The following is a 24,859-nucleotide window of genomic DNA, read 5'->3' on the forward strand; positions in this document are numbered from 1 at the left end:
CGTCGGTCACCGCCGCCGGACGGCCCGGTCACCGAGGCCCGTCGTGGCGGGGGCCCCGTCCAGCACGCGCACGACGATCCACCCGACGAGCCCGGCGAGCACCGCGAGCGCGGCGACGCGGAGACCGGCCGCCGCCCAGACCGCCACCACGAGGAAGCCGGCGAGAAAGCCGAACTGCTGTCGTGACATGCCACCTCCCGGCCGGCACGTGACCGGCGCGGATCTGGATACACGCTCCGCCCCCGGGGGAACGTGGCGACCGTGTGATCCACGTCACAATCTGCGGCGGGAGGATGGCCGGACCGGCCGAGCCGCCACCATGATCCACCCCCTAGACTCGGCGCCGGCGACCGATCGGCGGATGGACCAGGCGGATGACGATCACCGGCACTGACGAGGGCGTTCTGCTGCGGACGCTGCCCGTGGCGGGCGGGCGGGCTCCGCTCTTCACCCGTGCCGGTCATCCCGTGTACGCCGCGCACCGGCTCGCCGAACTCGTGCAGGGCCGTCCGGCGGGTGTCACGGGGCACCAGTGGAGCACGGCGAGCCGGGAGGCGTACGACCTCGTCGTGTGCTCCGGCGACTCCGGCCGCCCGCTCGTCGCCGTCGAGTTCGCCGCCGCGGCGCCGCCCGGCTCACCCGCGCAGCGCGCCGAACGGATGAAGGCCGCCGTCGCCGCCGCGGCGGGGCTGCCGGTGCTACGCATCGAGTCGTCCACCCTGCGGGCCGCCGACCACGGGCGCCGCCTGGTCGAGTACGTCCTCGACGCCCGCGCCTACGCCGCCGCCACCGCACCGGCCGACCCCGACGAGCCCGCGCCGGTCGGCTTCCGGGAGATCCTGGGCCGGCTGCCGGACGGGCGGACCGGGCACGTCAACGACCTGGGGGCGCTGGCCCGGGTCGCCGCCCTCGACGCGTACGTGTCGCGCCGGCTGGCCGACCCGATCGTCCGTGGCCTGCACGTGCGGTGGAGCGGTGGGCCCGCCGAGGGGTGGAGCTGGGTGGAGGTCCGGCCCGGAGCCTGCCTCGTGGAGCGGGTGTCGGTGTGGGAACACGGGTTCTCCTGCGGAATCGACCCGGCGCGCCTCGCCGAGGACCTCGCGGCGGTCGCCGTCGGTGAGCGGCTGCGCGACCTGGACGGTGGGCTACCCGGGGTCACGACCCGTGACGCGCTGCGGGCCGACATCCTCGCGTTGAAGGATCGCCACGACGAGATGGTGGGTGGATTCGGTTTCGCGCACCTCTGCGCGGACTGACGTTTCGCGTACGCGGGCGGTCACCACGGCGCCCCGGCGGGACATCGCCTATTCCGGTGACCGTGACGCGGCGCCGTGGCCCGGCCGGGTGAGGCATGCCCCGGTGCCACCCGACATCCGGCCGGCACGCGCCGGCAACAATTTTCCGCCGACCGGTTGAACCGTGGGCTCCGGCGTTCCGTACTCCAGCGGGAATGGACAGGATCTCCCCCCGTCCGCGGCACCGGAGGCGGGAGACGGTGCGGAAAGGCATCGTCGGTCATCGACGTGTCGCGGCGCGCTCGCGGCTGCCTCAGGCGTGGCGTGCCCGTGCAATTCCGACGGTCCGCCGAGGGCACGGATCCACCACCGGATCGTGAAGGAGAACAATTCGATGCGCAGGTCCACACGGGCGCGCCGGTCGTCCGGCAACGCGCGGAGCAAGCGGCTGCTGGCCGTCGTCGGCACGCTCGCCGTCTTCGGCGGGATCGTGGCCGTGACCCAGATCTCGTCGGCCGAGGACCGGCGGCCCGGTGGCACCCGGCCGGTCGCGGGTTCCTGCGTGCAGCCCAGTCCCGGCGCCACGGCGCCCGCCGGGCGGGACTCCACCTCCCGTACGTGGCAGGACGGCCGGTGGGTGCGCAACCACTGGGGCGACGGGCAGCAGTCGATGCGGGAGTGCCAGGAGGGCTCCGGCGGCGGCAGCGGCTCCGGCGGTTCCGCGATCGCCTGCCCGGACGTGGCGGGCGAGCTGCCGGAGGTGCCGCGCCGGGCCCGCGCCGAGGTCGAGCGCAACCTGAGCCAGTTGCAGGCCCAGATCGCCGAGGCCGACCGGCGGCTGGCGGCCGAGGGCAGCCGGGGTGAGCAGTTCGTCCGTTCCGCCATCCTCCAGCCGTTGGCCAGCAAGCGCCGGGCGACGCTGGCGCGGATCACGACGGCCATCGACCGGTTCGGCCCGCGTCCGCAGAACCTGGCCCGGCTCGCCGAGTGCCAGGTCGCCCCGGTGGGCGGCGACAACGGCGGGAGCAACGGCGGTGGCAACAACGGTGGCGGGAACAACGGTGGCGGGAACAACGGTGGTGGCAACAACGGCGGCGGGAACAACGGCGGCCCGGGTTCGGGCCTGGACGTCCTCGCCAACGACTGCGACGACAGCCGCCTGCAGCCGCACGACGGCTTCCAGAACGGCAACCGCTGCGTGAGCACGGCCTTCGGCGAGGTCGGCGCCGCCGCGAACAACCCCTCGCTGCTGATCACCGACTTCCCGCAGGAGATCGGCGCGAACCAGCCGTTCACCCTGCGGGTGAGTACCCGGAACCTCGTCCGGGACCGCTTCCTCCCGGCCGGGCAGGGCGGGTACTACGTGGAGAGTTCCCTGCTCAACGAGCAGGGGCTGGTGCGCGGGCACTTCCACACCGCCTGCCGGATGCTCGACAGCCTCGACACCCCGCCGGAGCCGCAGGAGGTGCCGGCCTTCTTCGTCGCCACCGAGGACGGCGGGGGCGGCGCCGAGCCGGACGAGGTGACCATCCAGGTGCCCGGTCTGCCCGAGTCCGGAACGGCGCAGTGCGCGGTCTGGGCCGGCGACGGCTCGCACCGGCTGCCGATGATGGAGCGGGCCAACCAGACCCCCGCCTTCGACGCGGTGCGCATCCAGGTCAACTGAGCCGCTCCGCGGCGGTGGGTCGCGGCAGGGGCAGCCGGGCGGTGGCCGGGTCACCGGAGCGCGGCGCGGCCGGGCCGACCGGGACAGCCCCGGTCGGCCCGGCCGCGTGTGTGGCGTCGGCGGGGGCCGGCAACGCGTCGGCCGGCCCCCGCGGGCCGGCCGACCTCAGGCGCTCGCGGGTGCGCGCCGCGGCCGGCTGGCCGGCGCGCCCCGCCCGGACTCAACGGTTCTTGTACGCCTCGACGACCTCGACGGGAATCCGGCCCCGCTCCGAGATCCGGTAACCGTTCTTGGCGGCCCATTCCCGGATGGCGCGGTTCTGTTCCCGATCCATGGTGGCGCCGCCGCGCGCGGGGCGGCGCGCGGTGCGGACGCTCTCCGTCGTCCCGCGCCCGATTCGCCGACCGGCGCTGATGTACGGGTCGAGCGCCTTTCGCAGCACTCCGGTGTTCTCGTCGGAGAGGTCGATCGTGTAGGCGACGCCGTCGAGGCTGAACTCGACCGTCCGGTCGGCCTTTCCGCCATCGAGGTCGTCGGTCAGCACCGTGATTACTTTTCTGGCCATCGCCGATTACTCCCTGTCTGGGGCTGGTGTGTCCAAAGTTTGACGTACGCTCCGGCTAAGCCGCAAGAATACGGCCCTCTCCATTACCGGGTCGCGTTTTCCCATCATCAATAACAGGTGTCGAGGCGCGGAATCCGGCCCCGTGGGATCGGCGGCACGCCGAATCGCTCCCGCCAGGGACCGTTGTCACGGCAATCACCGGGGAGCCGTGCGACGAGGTCGGCAAAGGCGCCTATTCGCCGAGCAGCCCCGCGTGACCGGCGAACGCGGCGGCCTCGGCCCGTGTGGTGACGCGCAGTTTCCGCAGCAGCGCCGCCGTCATCCTCTTCACCGTGCGTTCGGACACGTGCAGGTGCTCGGCGATCTCCACGGTGCTCCGCCCGCTCGCGATGGCCCGCAGCAGTCGACGCTCCTCGGTGTCGAGGTCGATCGGGGCGACGCGGGACGGCCGGAGCAGCCCGCGCAGCAGCTCCGACGGCAGCACCGCCCAGCCGTCGAGGATGGCCACCAGCGGCCGCATCAGCTCCTCCGGCTCGCTGCTCTTCGGCAGGTACCCCTCGGCGCCGGCGCGCAGCGCCTCCAGCGCCGGGGCCGGGTCGTCGTCGCCGGACATCGCCACCACCCGCACCCGGGGCGAGGTCCGCCGGATGGCGGCCACCGCGCGGATGCCGCCCGGCGGCGGCATGTGCAGGTCGACCAGGGCCAGGTCCGGCTGGCAGCGGGCCACGAGCGAGGCGGCCGCCGACGCGTCCCCGGTGGAGGCCACCACCTCGGCCCGCTTGTCGGTGGCGGCGGGCAGCAGCAGTTCGAGGCCCCGGACGAAGAGTGGGTGGTCGTCCACGACGACGAGTCGGATGGTGGGTGCGTCGGGCATGTCTGGTCCGTTCCCGAGCGGGTACCGATCATGCGGGTACGCGCCGGTACGAGGGGAGTCGGGGCGGATGCGTGGACGGCACGGGTTGCAGGGGCTGTTGCGGGGTTTCCGGCGGATCGGGCCGGGTGGCACGGACGGCGAACGGGCGACGCGTACCGACCACGAGCTGATGCTCCGGGTCCTCTGTCACGAGTTCCGCACCCCCGTCAGCACGCTCACCTCGCTGACCCGGGCGCTGGCCGACGACCACCGTGAGCTGAGCGGCGAGGACCGGCGCGCGATCACCCAACTGGCCCGCGACCAGGCCGTACACCTGCAGGCGCTGTTGCGCGACGCCACCGCCGGCACGGGCGCGCTGGCCCGGGCCGCGGAGCCGGAGCCCGCCGTGCCGCTGGCCGGGATCCTCCGCGAGGCCGCCGCGCTGGTGCCCGCGCACCGCCGCCGGGCGCGGGCCACCCGGGGAGCGGCACGGTTCCCCGTACCGGCCGGGCGCACCCGGCAGGTGCTGGTGAACCTCGTGGAGAACGCGCTGCGGCACGGGCCCGCCGACGGGCAGGTGGGGCTGTACGCGGCCCTGCGCGGCTCCCATCTCAGCCTGTTGGTGACCGACGAGGGGCGCGTCGATCCGGCGCTGCTCGACGCGCTGCGCCGGCCGGAGCCCTCCGCCGGGATGTCCGGGCTGGGGTTGTGGATCGTCCGGCAGATCGTCGCGGCCGACGGTGGCGCGCTGCACGTGCACCGGCTCCACCCGCGCGGCGTGGCGCTGGAGGTGCGCCGCCCGGTCCTCCGCCACGCCGGTTGACCCGGCGGGGTCGCCGATTGGCCCGGCTGGGCCAGCGGCGCGGGAAGTGTCCTCGGTACCAGGTGAGCCCGGTACCGAGGAGGGACACATGTTCACCCACATGAAGGACCTGCAGTTCGAGGCCAAGCCGGACGGTCCGGACGCCGCGTTCGCCCGTCGCCTACAGGAGATCCTGGGCGGCAAGTGGGGCGAGATGACCGTCGCCAACCAGTACCTCTACCAGGGGTGGAACTGCCGGCTGCCGGGCAAGTACAAGGACCTCCTCCTCGACGTCGGCACCGAGGAGATGGGCCACGTCGAGATGATCGCCACCATGATCACCCGGCTGCTGGAGAACGCGCCGCTGTCGCTGCAGGAGGCGGCCGAGGACAACCCCATGGTGGCCGCCGTCTACGGCGGGTCGAACCCCGCGCACCTCATCCACGGCGGTGGCGGGGCGCTGCCCGTGGACAGCGCCGGGGTGCCGTGGAACGGCAACTTCATCACCGCGAGCGGCAACCTGATGGCCGACTTCCAGCTGAACGTCACCGCCGAGGCGCAGGGGCGGCTGCAGGTCGCCCGCCTGTTCAACATGACCGGCGACCCGGGCGTCAAGCAGATGCTCCGCTTCCTGCTGGCCCGGGACACCATGCACCAGAACATGTGGATGGCGGCCATCGAACAGCTGAAGGAGGACGGCCTGGAGGAGATGCCGGTGCCCGACGCCTTCCCGGACTCCGGCGACCTCACCGAGCAGTTCGGCTACACGTACCTCGACTTCTCCCCGGACGGCGACGCGGCCGAGGGCCGCTGGGCGTCGGGGCCGTCCCCCGACGGGAAGGGCCGGTTCCGGTACGAGGGCAGCCCGCGCCCGCACGCGCCGGAGCCGGTGCTGCCGCCCGGCGACCCGCGCCTGTACGGCACCAACCCGGGCATGGCCGGCAGGGCCGCCGACAGGGCCAGGAGCGAACTCACCTGACGTCCCCGCGCCGGGCCGCCCGACCGCCGGGTGGCGGCCCGGCCGCACCCGTACCGAAGGAGGTGTGCCGTGACCGAACTCGTGCTCCGCCCGCTCGCCGACGCGTTCATGCAGGTGGGTGTCTACGTCGCCGTCATGGTGGCGCTCTTCGGCTGGCTGCGCTGGCGCTACGGCGACCGGGTCACCGACGGGCTGACCAGCCGGCCCCGGCTCGGTCCGCTCGTGGGGGCGCTGCTCGGCGTCAGCCCCGGCTGCGGTGGCGCCATCGTGCTGATGCCGCTCTACGCGCGCCGCAAGGTGTCGTTCGGCACCGTCGTCGCGGCGCTGGCCGCGACCATGGGCGACTCGTCCTGGGTGGTGCTCGCCTGGAACCCCGCGTTCGCGCTCAAGATCCACGCGTTGCTGTTCGCGGTGGGTCTGGTCACCGGCTACGTCGTGGACGCGCTCGGCATCGACCCGGTCCGCGCCCCGCGCCGCCGGGCCGCCCGCCCGGAGCCGGCCGGACTCGCCGGACCCGCCCCGGCGGACGCCCTGGCGATGGTCGGCGGGCCCGACCTGGCCGCGTCCCGCCGGCTGCTCGGCGGGCTGCTGCCCCGGGTGCCCGCCTCCACGGCGTTCTGGGGGCTGACGACGCCCGCGTTCGCGGTGTCGGTTCCGGTGGTGTTCCAGATGGTCGACCCGGGCGTGCTGACCCGCGCCTTCGGCGGCGTCGACCCGTACCTCGCGCTGGGCGTGCTCGGCACCCTCGTCGCGGTGCTCATCTTCGCGGCCGGCCGGGGGCGGCTCGCCGACGACAGCCTGGAGACGGCGCAGCCCACCTCGTTCCGGGCGACGCTGCGGCACAGCGCGCACGAGGCGTCGTTCGTCACCGTCTGGGTGGCCGTGGCGTACGTCGGCTGGCAGGTGTTCACGACGACGACCGGCTTCGACGGCTCCCAGCTCGCCCTGACCGGGCTGCTCGGCGTGCTGGTCGGCGCCGGGATCGGACTGATCCCCGGCTGCGCCGTGCAGATCGTCTTCACCGGCCTGTACGTCAGCGGCGGCATCCCGCTGCCGACCCTCGTGGCCAACGCCATCAGCCAGGACGGCGACGCCCTGATCCCGCTCGCCGCGTTGCGGCGGCACTCGGCCGCGCTGGCCACCGTGATCACCACGATTCCGGCCGCCGCCGTCGGCGCCGCGCTGCTGCTCCTGCTCTGACCGGAAGGAGAACCCATGTCCTCGCATCCGTTCGTCCCCATCGCCCGTACGCGGGTGAAGCTGGCCGTCTGCGCCGCGCTGACCCTGGCCGCGGCGGGCGCCGGGATGCCCGTCTGGACGGTCGTCGCCCTGGCGCTCACCTGCGCCGCGATCCCGCTCGCGGTGGCGCTCGCCGGGGGCGGGCCGCTGCTGCGGGAACTGCTGTTCCCCGCGCCGCGCGCCGGGACGACGAGTGGTCTGGCTCACACCCCGGAAGAAAGGGAACGCTTTGTGACTTGAGTCTGACACGCTCAACTCAATGCGATAGCAGGTGTTCGATGGCAACTCTTCCGGTACTTCCCCTGACCGACGCCGTGCTGCTGCCCGGCATGGTCATCCCGGTGACCCTCGACCCGACCACCCAGGCCGCGGTCGACGCGGCCCGCGCGACCGGCGACCGCAAGCTCCTGGCCGTGCCCCGCCTCGACGGCGACTACGGCCCGGTCGGCACGGTCGCCACCATCGAGAAGGTCGGCCGGCTGCCCAGCGGCGAGCCGGCGGCCGTCGTCCGCGGTCTGTCCCGCGCCCGCATCGGCTCCGGCGTGCCCGGCCCCGGCGCGGCGCTCTGGGTGGAGGCCACCGAGGTCCCCGAACCCGCGCCCGCCGGCCGCGCCCGGGAACTGGCCCGCGAGTACCGCGCCCTGATGACCTCGGTGCTCCAGCAGCGGGGCGCCTGGCAGGTCATCGACGCGATGGAGCGCATGACCGACCTCTCCGAGCTGGCCGACTCCGCCGGGTACGCGCCCTGGCTGACCCTGGAGCAGAAGGCCGAGCTGCTCGCCGCGCCGGACGTCACCGCCCGGCTGGAGCTGCTTGTCGGCTGGGTGAAGGAGCACCTGGCCGAGCAGGAGGTCACCGAGCAGATCAACAACGACGTGCGCGAGGGGCTGGAGAAGTCGCAGCGGGAGTTCCTGCTGCGCCAGCAGCTCGCCGCGATCCGCAAGGAACTCGGCGAGGACGAGCCGGACGGCTCGGCCGACTACCGGGCCCGCGTCGAGGCCGCCGACCTGCCCGAGAAGGTGCGCGAGGCGGCGATGCGCGAGGTCGGCAAGCTCGAACGGGCCAGTGACGCCTCCCCGGAGGCGGGCTGGATCCGGACGTGGCTGGACACCGTCCTCGAGATGCCGTGGAACACGCGTACCACGGACAACACCGACCTGGCCGCGGCCCGCGCCGTGCTCGACGCCGACCACGCCGGCCTGACCGACGTGAAGGACCGCATCCTCGAGTACCTGGCCGTGCGCAACCGCCGCGCCGAGCGCAACCTCGGCGTCGTCGGCGGACGCGGCTCCGGCGCCGTGCTCGCCCTCGCCGGCCCGCCCGGTGTGGGCAAGACGAGCCTCGGCGAGTCCGTCGCCCGGGCGCTCGGCCGCAACTTCGTCCGCGTCTCCCTCGGCGGCGTGCGGGACGAGGCCGAGATCCGCGGGCACCGGCGCACCTACGTCGGCGCGCTGCCCGGCCGCATCGTCCGCGCCCTGCGCGAGGCGGGCTCGATGAACCCGGTCGTGCTCCTCGACGAGGTCGACAAGCTGGCCGCCGGCTACGCCGGCGACCCGGCCGCCGCCCTGCTGGAGGTGCTCGACCCGGCGCAGAACCACACCTTCCGGGACCACTACCTGGAGGTCGACCTCGACCTGTCCGACGTGCTGTTCCTGGCCACCGCGAACGTGGTGGAGACCATCCCCGGCCCGCTGCTGGACCGCATGGAGCTGGTCACGCTCGACGGGTACACCGAGGACGAGAAGGTGGCCATCGCCCGGGACCACCTGCTGCCCCGGCAGCGGGAGCGGGCCGGGCTGACCGCCGACGAGGTGACCGTCTCCGACGAGGCCCTGGCCCGGATCGCGGGGGAGTACACCCGCGAGGCCGGCGTCCGGCAGCTGGAGCGGGCCCTCGCGAAGATCCTCCGCAAGGTGGCGGTCGCGCTGGCCACCGACCCGACCCCGGTCCGGGTGGACACCGACAACCTGGCCCGCTACCTGGGCCGGCCGAAGTTCACCCCGGAGTCGGCGGAGCGTACCGCCGTGCCGGGCGTGGCCACGGGTCTCGCGGTCACCGGCGCGGGCGGCGACGTGCTCTTCATCGAGGCCACCAGCATGGAGGGCGAGCCGGGGCTGACCCTCACCGGCCAGCTCGGCGACGTGATGAAGGAGTCCGCGCACATCGCGCTGTCGTACCTGCGCTCCAACGGGCGCCGGCTCGGGCTGGACCCGAACGCCCTCGCCGGGCGGCGGATCCACCTGCACGTGCCGGCGGGCGCGGTCCCCAAGGACGGCCCGAGCGCCGGCATCACCATGGTCACGGCGCTCGCGTCGCTGGCCAGCGGCCGGCCGGTACGCCCGGAGTTCGGGATGACCGGTGAGGTGACCCTCTCCGGGCGGGTGCTGCCCATCGGCGGCGTGAAGCAGAAGCTGCTCGCCGCGCACCGGGCCGGCCTGACCGAGGTCATCATCCCGAAGCGCAACGAGCCGGACCTGGACGACCTGCCCACCGAGGTCCGCGAGGCGCTGACCATCCACACGCTCTCGGACGTCGCCGACGTGCTCGCCCTGGCGCTGCGCCCGGCCGACATCGAGGCGGAGTCGCTGGACGGCCCGGCGCTCGCCGCCGCCTGACCCGGCACGGAGGGGCCCCTGTCGACACGTCGGCAGGGGCCCCGTCGTGACATCCGTCAGGGACGACCGCGGCCGTCGCGGTCGCGCCGGTCGCCACCGTACGGCCGGTCCCGGCGGTCGCCGCCGTAGGGGCGCTCCCGGCGGTCGCCGCCGTGCGCCCGCTCGCGCCGGTCCCGGTCGTCGCCGTCGCGGTCGCGGCGGACGGTCGCCTTGCGGCCCTTGATGGTGCTGGCCCGCAGCCCCGCGATCACCTCGTCGGCGACGTCGTGGGGCACCTCCACGAGTGAGAACCGGTCGGCGATCTCGATCGAGCCGATGTCCCGGCCGCTCACCCGCGTCTCCCCGGTGATCGCCCCGACCAGGTCCTGCGGGCGCACCCCGGCGCGCCGGCCGAGCCCCACGAAGACCTGCGTGGTGCCGCCCGGGCGGGGGCGGCCACCGCCGCGCCGCTCGCCCCGGGCGCCCTCGCGCGGGCCGCGCAGCGACACCTGGGGGATCTCCTCCTCGTCGTCCGCGCCGGGCGAGGTCGCCTCGTGGGCCAGCTTCACGGCGGCGAGGGCCACCTCCATGAGGTCGAACTCGTCGGTGAGCGACTCCACGATCACCCGGAACGGCTCCAGGTCGTCCTCGAGCAGGCTCTCCCGCAGCGCCGCCTGGGTCAGCTCCAGCCGGCGCGTCCGCAGGTCGGCCACCGTCGGGATGGTGTCGATGGCGATCCGCTGGCCGGTGACCCGCTCGATCGTCTTGAGCATCCGGTGCTCCCGGGGCTCGGCGAGGGTGATCGCCACCCCCTCCCGCCCGGCCCGGCCCACCCGCCCGATGCGGTGCACGTACGACTCCGGGGCGGACGGCACGTCGTAGTTCACGACGTGCGTGAGCTGCTCCACGTCCAGACCGCGGGCGGCCACGTCGGTGGCGACCAGCAGGTCGGCCGTACCGGCCCGCAGCCGTCCCATCACCCGGTCCCGCTGCTCCTGGCTCATGCCGCCGTGCAGGGCCTCGGCCCGGTAGCCGCGGCCGTTCATCGTCTCGGTGAGCCGGTCCACCTCCTCCCGGCTGCGGCAGAACACGATGGCCGCGGTGGGGGACTCCACGTCCAGCACCCGGCCCAGCGCCGCCGGCTTGTGCGCCCGCGCCACCAGGTAGGCGCTCTGGCGTACGCGGGGCGCCTCCCCGGCGACCGGCTGCTCGCGCTCGATCTGGATGCGGACCGGATCGGTGAGGTGCTGGCGGGCCATCCCGTCGATGCGCGACGGCATGGTGGCCGAGAACAGCACCGTCTGCCGCTGCGCGGGCGCGTGCTCCAGGATCGCCTCGATGTCCTCGGCGAAACCCATGTCCAGCATCTCGTCGGCCTCGTCGAGCACGACCGTGGCCAGCCCGCCCAGCCGCAGCGTGTCCCGCGCGATGTGGTCCAGGGCCCGGCCCGGCGTGGCCACGACCACGTCGACGCCGGCGTCCAGGGCCCGCAGCTGCCGCCCGATCGGCTGCCCGCCGTAGATCGGCAGCACGCGGGTGCCCAGCTCCCGGCCGTACCGGTGGAACGCCTCGGAGACCTGGACCGCCAGTTCCCGGGTCGGCACCAGCACGAGCGCCACCGGGTCGCCGTCGTCGCGGCCGGCCGGCATCCGCTGGAGCAGGGGCAGCGCGAAGGCGGCGGTCTTGCCGGTGCCGGTCGCCGCCTGGCCGAGCAGGTCCCGGCCGGCCAGCAGCGGCGGGATCGCCTCGCGCTGGATCGGGGTGGGCTCCTCGTAGCCGAGGGCGGACAGCGCGCCGAGCAGCTCCCGGCGGAGCCCCAGCTCCGCGAAGCCGTTCGCGTCGTCGCTGTCCGGGCCGGTGGGGTGGTTCTGTGCCGAGCTCATGTGACAAGCCTTTCATCACCGCCCCGGGCCCGCCGCGCCGACCGGTCACAACCCGCCCCGGACGCCATCCGGTCGGAGATCGCGACGCGCGCACACGGGGAGGGCCGGGCCGCGACGGCGACCGGCTACGCCGGGCGGCGCGGCTACCGTGAGCGGGTGCGTACGGTCGAACTGCTCTGCGCGCCGGCGCTGGACGCCGCGGTGCGGGCGGCGTGGGACCGGCTGGCCGCGACCGGCCTTCCGAGCCTCGCCCGCAACACGCATCCGACCAACCGGCCGCACCTGACCCTCGCCACCGTGGACGCGTTCCCGCCCGGCGCCGCGGCGCGCCTCGCCGACCTGTTCGACGCGGCGCTGCCCGTGCCCGCGACCGTCGACCGGGTGGCGGTGCTCGACGGCAGCGCCCCGCTGGTCTGGCTGGTCCGGCCCGCGCCGCAGCTGCTGGCCCTGCACGGAGCGGTCTGGGACGTGCTCGCCGGCGCGCCGGGGCCGCGCCCGTGGCACCAGCCCGGACGGTGGATCCCGCACCTCAGCCTGGCGCTGCGGTTCGGCGACGCCGACCGCCGCCGCGCCCGGGCGGTGGTCGGTGCGGACCGCCCGGCCGGGGAGTTCGTGGCGGCGCGCAGCTACGACAGCGCCACGCGCACCGTGCGGCGGTTCGCGTGACCGGGGCCCCTCCCGGATCGCACGCGTCCGGAAGGGGCCCCTGCTCACACGCTCAGCGGTAGAACCGCACGTAGTCGAACTCGGCGGTCACCGGCGGCTGGTTCCCGCCGTGGGCGACCAGGCCGATCCGGGGCGTGGTGTCGGCCGGGAAGGTCCAGACGCCACCCCAGGTCCAGTGCCGCCCGTCGCGGCTGGAGGCGGCCCGGAACTCGTGCTCTCCGTTGGCCGGGTCGACGCGGTGCGCCAGCCGCAGCCAGGTCGTCGTGGCCGGGGTGCCGACGATGGTGCCGCCGTAGACGGGCTGCCCCGCGAACGGCAGCTCGTAGCCGTACTCCACCTGCCGGGTGTTCCAGATCGCCACCTGGGCCAGCCGGGCGAACCGGTCGTCGTCGACGTACGCGACGAGGCCGGCCTGCTGGTAGTTGCGGACGGTCTCCTCGCCGAGGTCGAGGGTCACCTTCGTCTCCACCACGTAGTCGCCGGCCGGCGCGTCGCGCAGCAGCACGCTCGCCGTGTTGCCGGTGCCGGTGAGGTCCGCGGCCTGCGTGGGCCAGCGCAGCGCACCGCCGGCCACGGTCGCCGCCCGGTCCTCGCGGACCCAGCTCCAGGCCGGCCCGAGGCCGTCGGCGAACTCGTCGGAGTAGGCGACCAGCTCCCGCCCGACCCGGGGCGCCGGCACGGCGGCCCGGACCGGCTGGAACAGCCGGACGGCGCTCACGTTGTCGAACTCGGCCGTGCCGCCGTCGGCGCGCAGGGTTATCCGCCCGGCCACCGGGCGCTCCAGCCGCAGCTCCACCACGGCCACCTGGTCACCGAGCCGCGCCGGGCTGAGTTCGGCCACGAGCTGCCGGCCGCGTACCTCGACGGCCAGGTTGTGCCGGTGGGCGGGGTCGAACCCGGCGGGCAGCGGCGCGCTCGCCGTCCGGCGGCCGTCGCGGGCCACCAGGGCGCCGGCCGCCGCGTCGACGCGGACCTCGACCCGGTCGGCCAGGGTGATCCCCGCGCTGTGCGCGCCGGTCAGCCGCAGGTCGGCCTCCGCCCGCACGTCGCCGCCCACCGTCGTACGGCTGGTGAGCGTCCCGCCGCCGGTCAGCCGGCCGTCGGCGACGCGCCAGTCGCCGCCGACCCGCCGCCAGCCGGCCAGGCCGGCGCGGTCGAACCGCTCGTCGACCGGCCCCGTGGTCACCGGCGCCGGCCGCGTCCCGTCGGAGGGGCCGGCTCCGGCGTTCACGGTGGGCCAGCCGTCGATCCAGTCCAGCCGGTCGAGCAGCATCGGCCGCTCGTTGATGCCGAACGGCTCGTCGAGGTACGGGTCGGCGCGGTCGATGGCGTGGTAGACGATCCAGTCCTGCCCGGACAGGTCGGTGAGGAATCCGTTGTGGCCGGTGCCGATCCAGCGGTTGCCGTTCTGCGTGAGCACCGGGGTGCCGCCGGTGCGGGAGGCGGTGAGCGGGACGCCGTCGCGGTCCAGGAACGGCCCGCGGGGACTGCGGGCGCGGCCGACCTGCACCGAGTAGCCGGTGGCGGGGCCGGCGCAGCAGTTCGCGGTGGACGCGAAGAGGTAGTACCAGCCGTCGTGGCGCAGCACGTAGGTGCCCTCGAACTTGTTGTCGATGGCGACCAGCGTGGGCGTGCCGACGGCGCGCAGCCCGTCGGGGGAGAGTTCGGTGACCGAGACACCGCCGTAGTAGCTGCCGTAGTAGAGGTAGCTCCTGCCGTCGGTGTCGGTGAACTGGCTGGGGTCGATGGTCCACAGGTAACCCCCGCCGCCGCCGGGGCGGGGCGCGACCACCGGCTCGTCGGCGAACGTCCACGGGCCGGTGGGGGTGGGCGCGGTGGCGGCGCCGATGGCGTAGTCGCTGCCCTCGGGCGAGACGGTGGTGTCGGTGACCGTCATGTACATGACGTAGCGGTCGCCGATGCGGCGCACGTCCGGCGCCCAGTAGGCGGCGCCGGGAGCCGCGTACGGCGGGCGTTGGTCGGGGCCGAACGCGTCACCGACGTACGTCCAGTCGACCAGGTCGGCGGAGCGGGCCGTGGGCACGCGGTGGAAGCTCCGCTCGCCCTCGCGCAGCGGGTCGGTGGTGCCGTAGGCGTACCAGTAGCCGTCGTCACCGCGCACGATCACCGGGTCGGCGAACGTGTCGCCCACACCGGCCGATATCGGGTTGCGGTAGGGGACGGCGGATCGGGGTTCGGCGGCGGCCGGCGCGGCGGCGGAACCCGCCAGCAGCAGACCGAGTGTGGCGGCGAGTGCGCCGCCGCGGCGGAGATGTCCCATCAGACCTGCCTCGCGTGGAGTGGACGTCGGTGTGACTCGCGTCCCTTCCTACAACGATGCATACAACGTTGTAAAGACTGTCGGCCACCACCGAAACGTCGCCGTGCCAGCATGGGCGGATGCACACCGCGACCGCCGACGCGCCGGCCCTGGCCCAGCTCGCCACGTTGCTGGCCGACACCACCCGGGCCCGGATCTGCCTCGCCCTGCTCGACGGCCGGGCCTGGACGGCGGGCGAACTGGCCCGGACCGCCGGCGTCGCCCCGTCCACGGCGAGCGACCACCTCAGCCGCCTCGTCGAGGGCGGCCTGCTCGTGCAGGAACGGCAGGGGCGGCACCGCTACCTCCGGCTGGCCGACCCGGGCGTGGCGCAGCTCATCGAGGACCTCGCCGGCCGGGTGTCCGCGCCCGCGCCGCCGGCCCGGTCGCTGCGCGCCGCCCGGGCCGGTGCCGCCCTGGCGTACGCCCGCACCTGCTACGACCACCTGGCCGGGCGGCTCGGTGTGCTGGTGCACGACGCGCTGCTGCGCGGCGGCCTGCTCGACCGGGCCGGTGGGCTGGCGCTCACCCCGGCCGGGATCGCGTGGTGCGCCGACCTGGGGCTGCCCGTCGCCCAGCTGCGGCCCGCCCGCCGCCCCCTGCTGCGCGACTGTCTCGACTGGACCGAACGCCGTCCCCACCTCTCCGGCGCCCTCGGCGCCGCGCTCTGCGACCGCCTGTTCGAGCTGGGCTGGCTCGCCCGGGGCGCCGGCCGCGCCGTACGCCTCACCCCGGCCGGCGGCCCGGCGCTCGCCGCCGCCCTCGACCTCGCGTCGGACGACCTCGCCCCGCCCGCCGCGCCCGACACCGGTGGCGGCCGCGCCTGACCCGGCGGCAACCGGACCGCCGCCACCGGCCGTACGCTTCGGCGACCACCGTAGGATTCCGCGCCTAGCGTCGGCGCGTGACCCTCACCTGGCCCGACATCGCCCCCGCCCCCGACGCCCCGCCGTGCGGCCCGCCCACGCTGGACCCGGACACCGGCTCCACCCTCACCCGGTACGCCGACGTGCGCGCGGCGCTCACCGAGCCGGCCTGCCGGGTGCCGGTCGCGCCGCCCGGGGCGGCGTACACCCTCGCCTGGCTGCGGGGCGCCGTGAGCCGGTTCAGCGCCCCGGAGCACCACCCCGCCCGGAGGGCCGCCGGCCTCGCCGCCCTGGACCCGCTGGATCCCGCCGACCTGCGCCGCGAGGCCGCCCGGGCGACCGCCGCCGCTCTCGACGCCGCCGGCGGCCGGCTGGACGTGCCGTCCGCGCTCGCCCGGCGCGTACCCGTGCGGGTGCTCGCCGGGCGGCTCGGGATGGCCGACCCGGAGGCCGCCGTCACGTCGGTGGCCACGGTCGCCGCCGCCTACCAGCCGGGCGCCGACCCGGTCGCGGTCTGGCGGGCCGACGCGGCCGTGGTGGAGCTGGTGGCGCAGTCCCCGCCCGCCGGGACCGAGGTGCTCGCCAACCGGATCGGTTTGCTGGTGCAGGCGTGCGACGCCACCGCCGGACTGGTCGGCGCGGGCGCCCGCCACCTGCTGCCGACGGCCGCCGGCACGGCCGCGGAGACGTCGCCGGCCACCGGCACGGTTACGGACGCGTCACCGGCCACCGGCGGGGTCACGGACGTGTCGCCGGTCGGTGACACCGCGGACCTGCTCGCGGAGGTGCTCCGGCTCGACCCGCCCGTCCGCGGCACCCGCCGGATCACCGCCGGCCCGGTGCGCCTGGGCGGCGTCGACCTGCCACCCGACACCGCGCTGCTGCTGCGCTTCGACGCGGCGAACCGCGACCCGGCGGTCTTCGCCCGGCCCGACGCCTTCGCGCCCGGCCGGCCCGTGCCGGCGCTGACCTTCGGCGCCGGTCCGCGCGGCTGCCCCGGTCGACGGCACGCGCTGGCGCTCGCCAGCGGGGTGCTGGACGTGCTGCGCGAGCGGTGCCGCCGTGCCCCGGAACCGGTGACGTACGCACCGCACCCGCTGCTGCGGGTGCCGACCCGACTCGAGGTGATCCCCCGATGACGCTTCCGTCCGCACCCGCCCGACACGACCGGCCCGCCGGCGACCACGCCGCCCGGTGCGCCGAGTTCCGCGCCCTGCACCGGCCCGGCCGGCCGCTGCTGCTGCCCAACGCCTGGGACCACGCCTCGGCCGCCGCGCTCGTCGCCCGCGGACACCGGGCGATCGGCACCACGAGCCTCGGCGTCGCCGCCGCGGCCGGCCTCCCGGACGGCACCGCGGCGACCCGCGCGGAGACGCTGGCGCTCGCCGGGCGGCTGCGCCGGCTCCCGGCGCTGCTCACCGTCGACGTGGAGGGAGGATTCGCCGACGACCCGGCGGAGGTCGCCGCGCTCGCCGTCGAGCTGGCGGGGCTCGGCGTGGTGGGGATCAACATCGAGGACGGCCGGCCGGACGGGGGACTCGCCGCGCCGGAGGCCGTCGCGGAGCGGGTGGCGGCCGTCAAGGCCGCCGTGCCCGACCTCTTCGTCAACGCGCGGACCGACGCCTGGTGGCTCGGCGTCCCCGAGCCGCTGGACGAGGGGTTGGCGCGGGCCCGGGCGTACCGGGCGGCCGGAGCCGACGGCGTCTTCGCGCCCGGCACCGTCGACCCGGACACCGTCCGCACGCTCGTCGCCGAGGTCGACGCCCCGCTCAACGTGCTGTACCTCCCCGGCGGGCCCGGCGTCGCCGAGCTGGGCCGCCTCGGGGTGGCCCGCGTGAGCACCGGCTCGCTGCTGTTCCGGGCTGCGCTCGGTGGGGCGCTGTCCGCCCTGGAGGAGGTACGGGCCGGAGCGGCGGACACCGACGGGGCGGGTGCGCCCGGCCGACCCACCGAGTTGCCCTCGTACGCGCAGGTGCAGGGGTTGGTGGAGTGGGGTGGGGAGGGCGAGCTGTGACCTACTATCGCCGAACGGGGTAGATAGGAGGATTGTTCGGGCTTCTCCCGATCCGGCCGATTACGGTGGGTGCAGGGCAAGCGACCAGGTGTCGTGACCGCAGGGAGGACCGATCATGCGAGTGCCCAGCCGAAGCTCCGGACCGCGGCCCGGTCCGGTCACGCCCACCGCCGCGGCCCACCGCCTGCCCGCCCCGTCCGGCCCCACGCCGGCCAACGGACCCGACCTCGCCGCCTACCGTGCGGCCGTCGCCGACCTGCTCGTCGAGGTCGGGGCGCTGGCCGACGCGCCGAGCGTCGCCGCCCGGCAGGTGCTCATCGACGACCGGCTGCGCGAGCCGGCCCTCGCCGCGGTGCTCGACGCCACCCCGCAGGGGTTCCTCGGCGCCCGCGAGACGCTGCTGCTCGAGATGGCCCGCTACCAGCCGCACACCCGCAGTTCGGCGCGGGACCTGACCGCGCTCGTGCGGATCTACCTGTTGTCGCGCATCGACGTGATGTGGTGGCGGGACACCCCGGCGTTCCTCACCGACGCGCAGGTGCAGGGCAGCCACGACCTGGTCGACCTCGAGTGGCTGCGTCGCCGGGACCTGCTCCGGTTCCGCTACCGCGAGCAGCCGGCCACGGTGCTGGGCCGGGGCTACCAGGCGATGCGCCGCCGGCTGCGACCCAACGGGAGCCCCCGTACCGCCGGTCTGCTCGCCCGGCGCGCGCGCCGGGAGGTGGTGGCGCTGCTCAACGACGTGGGGCGCGAATTCGCCGCGTCGACGCCGGCCGGCACCCCGCCGCTCTGGGTCACCTCTCTGACCCGCAGCGCGGAGCACCAGCACCGGCTGCGGCGCCTCGGGTACGCGGCCATGCTGCCCAGCGGCCACTGCGTCGGGTACGCCGTCGACGTGGAGATGGACTGGTTCGCCCGGTTCGGCGTACGCGACACCCTGGCCGCGGTCCTGCTCGCCCGGCAGGAGGCCGGCGAGATCAACGTGGTCGACGAGGGGCAGGCGTGGCACGTCTGCCTCGCACCCTCGGCCCGGCAGCGGCTGCGCCGGGCGTACGAAGCCGAGATGGGGGTCTGAGCCGATGTGCGGTATCGCGCTGAGCATCGGCCCGGACGCCGACCCGACGATCCTGCGCCGGATGCTCGCCGTGCTCGCCCCGCGCGGCGAGGTGACCGAGGCCCGCTACGAGAACGGGCTGCTCGCCGGCACCCGGCGCCTGCGCGTGGTGGACCGCGAGCGGGCCGTGCAGCCGTGGACGTCGGCCGACGGGCGCTGGCTGCTCTGCTACAACGGCGAGGTCTTCAACCACCGGGACCTGCGGGCGGAGCTGACCCGGCTGGGCCACGCCTTCCGCGGCGACAGCGACACGGAGGTGGTGCTCGCGGCGTTCGAGCGCTGGGGCGACGAGGCGGTCACCCGGCTGCGCGGCGAGTACGCGTTCGTGGCCGTCGAGCGGGCCACCGGCCGCGCCTACCTCGCTCGTGACCCGCTCGGGGTCAAGCCGCTGTACTGGGCCCGCAAGCCCGGCTGCCTGCACCTCGCCTCCGAGGTCAAGGCGCTGGTCGGGCACGGCGCCCCGATCGTCGAGGTGCCGCCCGGGCACCACGGCTGGGCCGACGGCGACGGGACCGTCCGGCTGCGGCCGCACGTGGACCTGCTCACCCTCGGCGACGGGCTGCCGATCGACGACCCGGACGAGGCCGCCCTTCTCGTCCGTGCCGCACTGCACGACAGCATCCGGGTCCGGGTCGACACCGACCTCACCGTCGGGGTGGTCCTCTCCGGAGGGCTGGACAGCTCGCTGGTCCTGCGCCACGTACGGGACCTGCACCCCGACTGCGTGGCCGTCACGGTCGGCGTGCCGGACAGCCCGGACGTGGCGTACGCCCGGCGCCTCGCGGCCGACCTCGGCGTGCCGCACGAGGTCGTCGAGCTGCGCCCGCGCGACATCCGGCTGGCCGACGTCCGGGAGGCCATCCGGATCTCCGAGCTGACCGAGTACGGCGACATCATCAACGCCGTCGTGTCGGTGCCGCTGTTCCGGCGGCTGCGGCAGCTCGGGGTGAAGGTGGCGCTCACCGGCGACGGCTCGGACGAGCTCTTCGGCGGGTACCCCATGTACCACGAGGTCGGCCCGGACGCGTCCCGCCGGCTCTTCCTGCACCGGATCCGCAACCTGGGCCGGACCGAGCTGCAGCGGGTGGACCGCGCGAGCATGGGCCACGGGGTGGAGACCCGCGTGCCGTTCCTCGACCTCGGCGTGGTCGAGCTGGCCCTGCGGCTGTCGCGGGACCTGAAGATGCGCGACGGGCAGGAGAAGTGGATCCTCCGCAGAGCGTTCGCCGACGTGCTTCCCGACTACGTGCTCCGCCGTCCGAAGAACCCCATGTCGTACTCCTCGGGGCTGCACGAACGGGCGCGCCTCTACAAGCCGTTCTTCGCCCGGCTGCACCGCTCGTTCGGCTACCAGCTGCTGGAACCCGTGCGGCGGGACTTCGACAGCGTCCTGAGCCGCTGCGGCAACGACCTCGACCGGGCGATCGCGGACGGCCTGGCGCGGCCGGACTACACGGTGCTGGAACACGCCCGTGACCTGGTGGGCGCCGCGCGGTGGAACGCCGCGCCGATGGTGCGCCGCCTGGTCGGCCCCCGCCGCACCCGGGGGAAGGGAAGCCCCGCGCGCGGCGCCCAGGGTGCCGGCGTCAGCCCGGGGGACGAGAGCCCGCGCCACGCGCGCGGTGACGGCGCGCCGCTTCCCGGCTGAACCCGGGGGACGGGACGTCGCGGCGAGGCTCCGGATGATCGAGTCGGAGGGACGCGACGTCCGATCGCCGCCAGCGTCCCCCGGGCCGCTGCGCCAGGCTGGGACGCATGACCGCACCGAACCGTTTCGTCGTCCGTCCGCTGCCGCCCACCGTGCTCGCCGCCGTCCGCCGGGGCGGCCGGGACTCCGCGGGCCGCCCCGTGGAGGCGGTCGTGGCCGAGGGGGACGAACCGCTGCGCTGCTGCCTGCGGGACGCCCGCGCGGGCGAGGAACTGCTGCTCTTCGGGTACGCGCCACCGGTCGCCGCCGGCCCGTACCGGGAGGTCGGCCCCGTCTTCGCGCACGCGGACGCGTGCGCGGGTCCGGTGCCCGGCGGCGGTTACCCGCAGGCGTGGCGGGGCCGGCCGCAGGTGCTGCGGGCGTACGACCGGCGGGGCCGGATCTGCGGCGGCCGGCGGCACGACGGCACCGACCCGGAGACGGTGATCGCCGAACTGTTCGCCGACCCGGCGGTGCACCAGTTGCACAGCCGCAACGTCGTCTACGGCTGCTTCATGTTCACGCTGGACCGTGCGGGGGAGTGACCGCGGCTCGGGGCCGGCGTCCCGCGCCGGCGGGGTCGGGTCGGGGGCTTGCCCGGCCCGGCCCCGGGTACCTGTCGGGCATGGCGGATCTGGACGTGCTGGTCGTCGGGCAGGTGGCCCGCGACCTCGTGCTGCTGGTCGACGACGTGCCGGAGGCCGGGCGGAGCGCGCCGGTGCGCCGGCGGCGGGAGCTGCTCGGCGGCAAGGGCGCCAACCAGGCGGTCGCCGCCGCGCAGCTCGGAGCCCGGGCCGGCCTGCTCGGCGTGGTGGGCGACGACGAGGTCGGCGAGCACCTGCTGGCCCAGGCCCGGGCCGACGGGATCGACGTCGCACCGGTGGTACGCCGGCGGGGCGTCCGCAGCGGCCTCATCGTCGACCTGCTGGACGCCCGCGGTCGCTGGCGCTACCTCGAGGACCTGCCCCCGGCGACCCTGCTCACCCCGGCGGACGTGGCCGGCGCCGGGGCCGCGCTGCGGGCCGCCCGCGCGGTGCTCGTCCAGCTCCAGCAGCCCGCCGACGCCGCGCTGGCGGCGGCGCGCACGGCCCGGGAGACCGGCCGGACGGTGGTGCTCGACGGCGCGCCGCCCGATCCGGCGACGGCCGACGCGCTGCTCGCCGCGGCGGACGTGCTGCGCGCCGACGCGCGGGAGACCGCGTTGCTCGTGGGGGAGGCACCGGGCGACGCGACCGCCGGCCTGGCCGCCGGGCGGAAGCTGGTGCGGCGCGGCCCGACACTCGTGGCCGTCGAGGTGCCCGGCGAGGGCAACGCGTTCGTCTGGCCGGACGGCCAGCTCTTCCTGCCGCTGAGCGACACACCGACGGTCGACAGCACCGGCGCGGGCGACGCCTTCGTGGCCGCGCTCACCGTCGCCCTGCTGCGCGGTGAGCCGACGGAGGGTGCCGCCCGGTACGCCGTGGCCGCCGCGGGCGCCACCGTCGGTCACCCCGGTGGCCGGCCGGCGCTCAGCCCGGGCGCCCTCGCGGACCAACTGGACCGCATCCCGGCCGGCTGAGCGGCGACCGGCCGGTCGAGGACGCGAGCTGTCCGGTGGTCGATGGACAACCGGCGGCGCGCCGCATAGCGTCCAGTGAATATGCGGAGGACACTGCCGGCCGTCACCCTGGCCCTGCTGCTCGCGCTCACCGCCTGTTCGGCCGACGTGCCGGACGGCTCCCCACCGACCGTGGCGTCACCCACCGGCACGCCCACGGCCTCCCGACAGGACGCGGCCCAGGTCGACCAGACCCTGGCCAGCCTGCGCCGGGTCGACGACCTGCCGCTGTACGAGATGACCTACGTCGGGGGGTACGACGCGACAGTGGGCACGGACGCCGCGCCGGCGAGCCCGTTCGGCTGCTCGCTGTTCGTGGCGGCCGGCGACCGCAGCCGGCCGCTGTTCGCGCGGAACTTCGACTGGGACGCCAACCCGGCCATGGTGCTGCGCACCGACCCGCCGGACGGGTACGCGTCCATCTCGCTCGTGGACCTGTCGTACCTCGGGGTCGGCGCCGACCCGGCCGGCGACCGCCGGCTGCTGAACGCGCCGCTGCTGCCCTTCGACGGGATGAACGAACGCGGACTCGCGGTGGGGCTGGCCGCCGACGACACGGCCCGGGCGGAGCCGGTCCCGGGCAAGCCCACCGTCGGCTCGGTGCGCATCCTGCGCCTCGTGCTCGACCGGGCGGCCACCGTGGACGAGGCGGTCGCCGTCTTCACGGCGCACAACCTCGACTTCTCCGGCGGTCCGCCGCTGCACTACCTGGTGGCCGACGCCACCGGCGCGTCCGCCGTGGTCGAGTTCGTCGACGGCGAGATGCGCGTCGAGCGGGGGCAGGGCCCGTGGCAGGCGTTGACGAACGTGCCGGTCGTCGGCGTCGCCGAGCAGAAGCGCCGGGAGGACCACCGCTACGGCCTCATCGCCCGGGCCATGGACGAGACCGGCGGGGTGGTGGACGCCGCCGCCGCGCACCGGGTGCTGACCGGCGTGCGGCAGGCGCACACCCGCTGGTCGGTGACGTACGGCCTGCGCAGCGGCGAGGTGCGGCTGGTCACGGCGACCGGCGGCGGCGAGCGGCGGTACCAGCTGCCGGTGAGCTGACGACCGGCGCGGCGCCGGCCGGGCCCCCGGCCGGCGCCGCCGATCCGGTGCGACGCGACCCGGCCCGCCCTCGGCGCCGGCCGGGCGGGACGGGTGAGGGCCCGGCCCCCGAGGGGGACCGGGCCCTCACCGTGTGCGCCGGTGGTTACCGCGGTGCCTACCAGCCGCCCAGGTAGGTCGGCTGGGTCTGCACGTTGAGCTCCTGGTACCGGACCAGCTCGGCCGTCCAGGTGCGCCAGTCGCTGAGCTTCAGGACGTCGAAGCCCTTGGCGATGTCGTTGGAGTAGATGTAGCCGTTGTAGTAGTACGCCGACCAGCTACCGCCGCCGATCATCTGCTCGTTCGAGATCGGGCCCCGCTCCCAGAAGGCGATCTCCTTCGGGTTGCGCGAGTCGGTGAAGTCCCAGACCGAGATGCCGCCCTGGTACCACGCCTGGACCATGATGTCCCGACCCAGCACCGGGATCAGCGAGCCGTTGTGCGCCACGCAGTTCTCGGTGTCGGCGTTGGTCCGCGGGATCTTGAAGTAGCTGCGGAAGACCATCTTGCGGTGGTCGCCGCGGCCGGTGATGTCGTAGATGGCGTCCGCGCCGCGGTTCGGGCCGACCTCCTCGTTGCAGGTCGCCGCGCCGCCGCCGCCCAGCTCGTCCGTGAAGACGACCTTGGTGCCGGAGTTGTTGAACGTGGCCGAGTGCCAGAACGCGAAGTTGGTCGTGTCCCGGACCCGGTTGATCACCCGCGGCGCCTCCCGGTTACGGATGTCCATGAGGATGCCGTCGCCCATGCACGCGCCGGCGGCCAGGTCCTTGCTCGGGTAGGCGGTGATGTCGTGGCACCCGGTGGTCGCCGAGCCGGTCTCGCTGCCCTCGAAGCCGCCGTCCGGGAACAGGTTCGGCGTGGCCACCACGGCCGCCTTCGTGGGCGTCTTCACCGGCACCTTGATGATGGAGATCGAGTCGTGCGGCGGCTGGCAGTCCGGGAAGTTCGCCCGCGGGCTGTACGAGGAGACGTACACGTAGACGGTCTTCTTGTCCTTGCCGGGCACCAGGGTGTGGGTGTGCGAGCCACAGGCCGTCTCGACGGACTTCACGTACCGCGGGTTGGCCTTGTCCCTGATGTCGAAGATCTTGATGCCCTCCCAGGACTCCTTCACGTCGGCGCCCTGCGCGGTGCTGTTGCAGGAGTCGTCGCTGCGGGACGAGTCCGTGGAGAGGAAGAGCAGGTCACCGTAGACGGAGATGTCGTTCTGGGAGCCCGGGCAGAGCACCCGGGAGACGACCTGCGGCGAACTGGGCCGCGAGACGTCGTAGACGACGAATCCGTTGTAGTTGCCCGCGAAGGCGTACTTGCCCTGGAACGCCAGGTCGCTGTTGGTGGCGTCGAGCGGGGCGACCTTGGGCAGGTTGGTGACCAGGCGGATGTTGGGGCTGCTGACGATCTCGTCAACGCCGGGGATGGTGTTGGTGGCGGCCGTCGGGGCCTGCGACGTCACCTGGGCGCTGCTCGGCGGCGCGACCAGGACGCTGGCGGTGAGGAGGCCGGCGGCGGCGACGGCCACGATCCGTGCCTGTCGTAACCGTGGCTTGGGGAGTCCGATCATCGGCGAGACCCTTCGCGAAGGGGGGTGGCGAATGTGGACACACTACCGTCCGATGAAGGACGTCGATGTGATCCAGGTCACATGGAAGGAGGATCGTCAATGGATAGCATCGCGGTGACCTCGTTCTCAGGG

General features: G+C 75.1%; 21 protein-coding genes and 1 pseudogene. 16 read left to right on the forward strand and 6 right to left on the reverse strand.

Translation table 11 applies throughout. The features are described from left to right. Positions 1-6: 6 nt before the first annotated feature. Positions 7-189 carry a hypothetical protein gene (locus OG994_RS06555; protein ID WP_328852540.1) on the reverse strand — a complete coding sequence of 61 codons (183 nt, stop codon included), beginning with the start codon at positions 187-189 and terminating at the stop codon, positions 7-9. A gap of 185 nt (positions 190-374) precedes the next feature. Between OG994_RS06555 and OG994_RS06560 the strand changes: the two genes are divergently transcribed. Beyond that, complete coding sequence (locus OG994_RS06560; protein WP_328852541.1) at positions 375-1,256, forward strand: DUF2726 domain-containing protein; 882 nt, start codon at positions 375-377, stop codon at positions 1,254-1,256. Positions 1,257-1,629: 373 nt separating this feature from the next. After that, entirely contained in the window at positions 1,630-2,901 is a 1,272-nt protein-coding gene (locus OG994_RS06565; RefSeq protein ID WP_328852542.1) for a hypothetical protein, read from the forward strand. 220 nt (positions 2,902-3,121) lie between these two features. Here the strand turns inward: OG994_RS06565 and OG994_RS06570 are convergent, their stop codons facing one another. Continuing rightward, positions 3,122-3,466, reverse strand: coding sequence for a histone-like nucleoid-structuring protein Lsr2 (locus OG994_RS06570; RefSeq protein WP_120326798.1), 345 nt, complete (start codon positions 3,464-3,466; stop codon positions 3,122-3,124). 232 nt (positions 3,467-3,698) lie between these two features. Next, positions 3,699-4,340, reverse strand: coding sequence for a response regulator transcription factor (locus OG994_RS06575; RefSeq protein ID WP_328852543.1), 642 nt, complete (start codon positions 4,338-4,340; stop codon positions 3,699-3,701). 67 nt (positions 4,341-4,407) lie between these two features. Here OG994_RS06575 and OG994_RS06580 point away from each other — a divergent pair, with 67 nt between their 5' ends. The 5 genes from OG994_RS06580 to lon all read left to right on the forward strand — a co-directional run bounded on the left by OG994_RS06580 (position 4,408) and on the right by lon (position 9,954). Continuing rightward, the gene (locus OG994_RS06580) at positions 4,408-5,142 is read left to right on the forward strand and encodes a sensor histidine kinase (protein WP_147427223.1); all 735 of its coding nucleotides are present in this window, start codon (positions 4,408-4,410) and stop codon (positions 5,140-5,142) included. Positions 5,143-5,230: 88 nt separating this feature from the next. Then, positions 5,231-6,100, forward strand: coding sequence for a manganese catalase family protein (locus tag OG994_RS06585; protein ID WP_120326801.1), 870 nt, complete (start codon positions 5,231-5,233; stop codon positions 6,098-6,100). Between the two features lie 69 nt (positions 6,101-6,169). Beyond that, positions 6,170-7,300, forward strand: a complete 1,131-nt coding sequence (locus OG994_RS06590; protein WP_120326802.1) for a putative manganese transporter — start codon at positions 6,170-6,172, stop codon at positions 7,298-7,300. A gap of 15 nt (positions 7,301-7,315) precedes the next feature. Continuing rightward, the gene (locus OG994_RS06595; RefSeq protein WP_120326803.1) at positions 7,316-7,579 is read left to right on the forward strand and encodes a hypothetical protein; all 264 of its coding nucleotides are present in this window, start codon (positions 7,316-7,318) and stop codon (positions 7,577-7,579) included. 38 nt (positions 7,580-7,617) lie between these two features. Continuing rightward, positions 7,618-9,954, forward strand: a complete 2,337-nt coding sequence (lon, locus tag OG994_RS06600) for an endopeptidase La (RefSeq protein WP_328852544.1) — start codon at positions 7,618-7,620, stop codon at positions 9,952-9,954. Positions 9,955-10,010: 56 nt separating this feature from the next. Here lon and OG994_RS06605 read toward each other — a convergent pair whose 3' ends face one another. Continuing rightward, positions 10,011-11,816, reverse strand: coding sequence for a DEAD/DEAH box helicase (locus OG994_RS06605; RefSeq protein ID WP_328852545.1), 1,806 nt, complete (start codon positions 11,814-11,816; stop codon positions 10,011-10,013). Between the two features lie 156 nt (positions 11,817-11,972). Here OG994_RS06605 and OG994_RS06610 point away from each other — a divergent pair, with 156 nt between their 5' ends. Next, positions 11,973-12,482, forward strand: a complete 510-nt coding sequence (locus OG994_RS06610) for a 2'-5' RNA ligase family protein (RefSeq protein ID WP_328852546.1) — start codon at positions 11,973-11,975, stop codon at positions 12,480-12,482. A 52-nt stretch (positions 12,483-12,534) separates the two neighbouring features. Here the strand turns inward: OG994_RS06610 and OG994_RS06615 are convergent, their stop codons facing one another. Next, positions 12,535-14,763: a family 43 glycosylhydrolase gene (locus OG994_RS06615; RefSeq protein WP_328852547.1), complete on the reverse strand. Its 2,229-nt coding sequence runs from the start codon at positions 14,761-14,763 to the stop codon at positions 12,535-12,537. A gap of 119 nt (positions 14,764-14,882) precedes the next feature. Between OG994_RS06615 and OG994_RS06620 the strand changes: the two genes are divergently transcribed. The 8 genes and pseudogenes from OG994_RS06620 (at position 14,883) to OG994_RS06655 (ending at position 23,127) form a co-directional block, all read left to right on the forward strand. Further along, positions 14,883-15,629 carry an ArsR/SmtB family transcription factor gene (locus OG994_RS06620; protein WP_328852548.1) on the forward strand — a complete coding sequence of 249 codons (747 nt, stop codon included), beginning with the start codon at positions 14,883-14,885 and terminating at the stop codon, positions 15,627-15,629. Between the two features lie 77 nt (positions 15,630-15,706). After that, positions 15,707-16,807 carry a cytochrome P450 gene (locus OG994_RS06625; RefSeq protein WP_328852549.1) on the forward strand — a complete coding sequence of 367 codons (1,101 nt, stop codon included), beginning with the start codon at positions 15,707-15,709 and terminating at the stop codon, positions 16,805-16,807. Beyond that, entirely contained in the window at positions 16,804-17,682 is an 879-nt protein-coding gene (locus OG994_RS06630) for an isocitrate lyase/PEP mutase family protein (RefSeq protein ID WP_328852550.1), read from the forward strand. The genes OG994_RS06625 and OG994_RS06630 overlap by 4 nt, the downstream gene beginning before the upstream one ends. Before the next feature lie 115 nt (positions 17,683-17,797). Next, positions 17,798-18,757 carry a DUF5715 family protein gene (locus tag OG994_RS06635; RefSeq protein WP_120326808.1) on the forward strand — a complete coding sequence of 320 codons (960 nt, stop codon included), beginning with the start codon at positions 17,798-17,800 and terminating at the stop codon, positions 18,755-18,757. 4 nt (positions 18,758-18,761) lie between these two features. Beyond that, positions 18,762-20,366, forward strand: a pseudogene (locus tag OG994_RS06640) (asparagine synthetase B family protein); the annotation flags it as partial. 185 nt (positions 20,367-20,551) lie between these two features. After that, complete coding sequence (locus OG994_RS06645) at positions 20,552-21,028, forward strand: DUF1203 domain-containing protein (RefSeq protein ID WP_120326810.1); 477 nt, start codon at positions 20,552-20,554, stop codon at positions 21,026-21,028. Between the two features lie 80 nt (positions 21,029-21,108). After that, positions 21,109-22,041 (forward strand): PfkB family carbohydrate kinase, encoded by a 933-nt coding sequence (locus OG994_RS06650; RefSeq protein ID WP_120326811.1) that lies wholly within the window; start codon positions 21,109-21,111, stop codon positions 22,039-22,041. An 81-nt stretch (positions 22,042-22,122) separates the two neighbouring features. Beyond that, positions 22,123-23,127, forward strand: a complete 1,005-nt coding sequence (locus tag OG994_RS06655) for a linear amide C-N hydrolase (protein ID WP_120326812.1) — start codon at positions 22,123-22,125, stop codon at positions 23,125-23,127. Between the two features lie 157 nt (positions 23,128-23,284). Here OG994_RS06655 and OG994_RS06660 read toward each other — a convergent pair whose 3' ends face one another. Further along, positions 23,285-24,727, reverse strand: coding sequence for an LVIVD repeat-containing protein (locus OG994_RS06660; RefSeq protein ID WP_120326813.1), 1,443 nt, complete (start codon positions 24,725-24,727; stop codon positions 23,285-23,287). Positions 24,728-24,859: the final 132 nt, after the last annotated feature.

Source organism: Micromonospora globbae (genome assembly GCF_036184225.1).
Lineage (GTDB): Bacteria > Actinomycetota > Actinomycetes > Mycobacteriales > Micromonosporaceae > Micromonospora > Micromonospora globbae.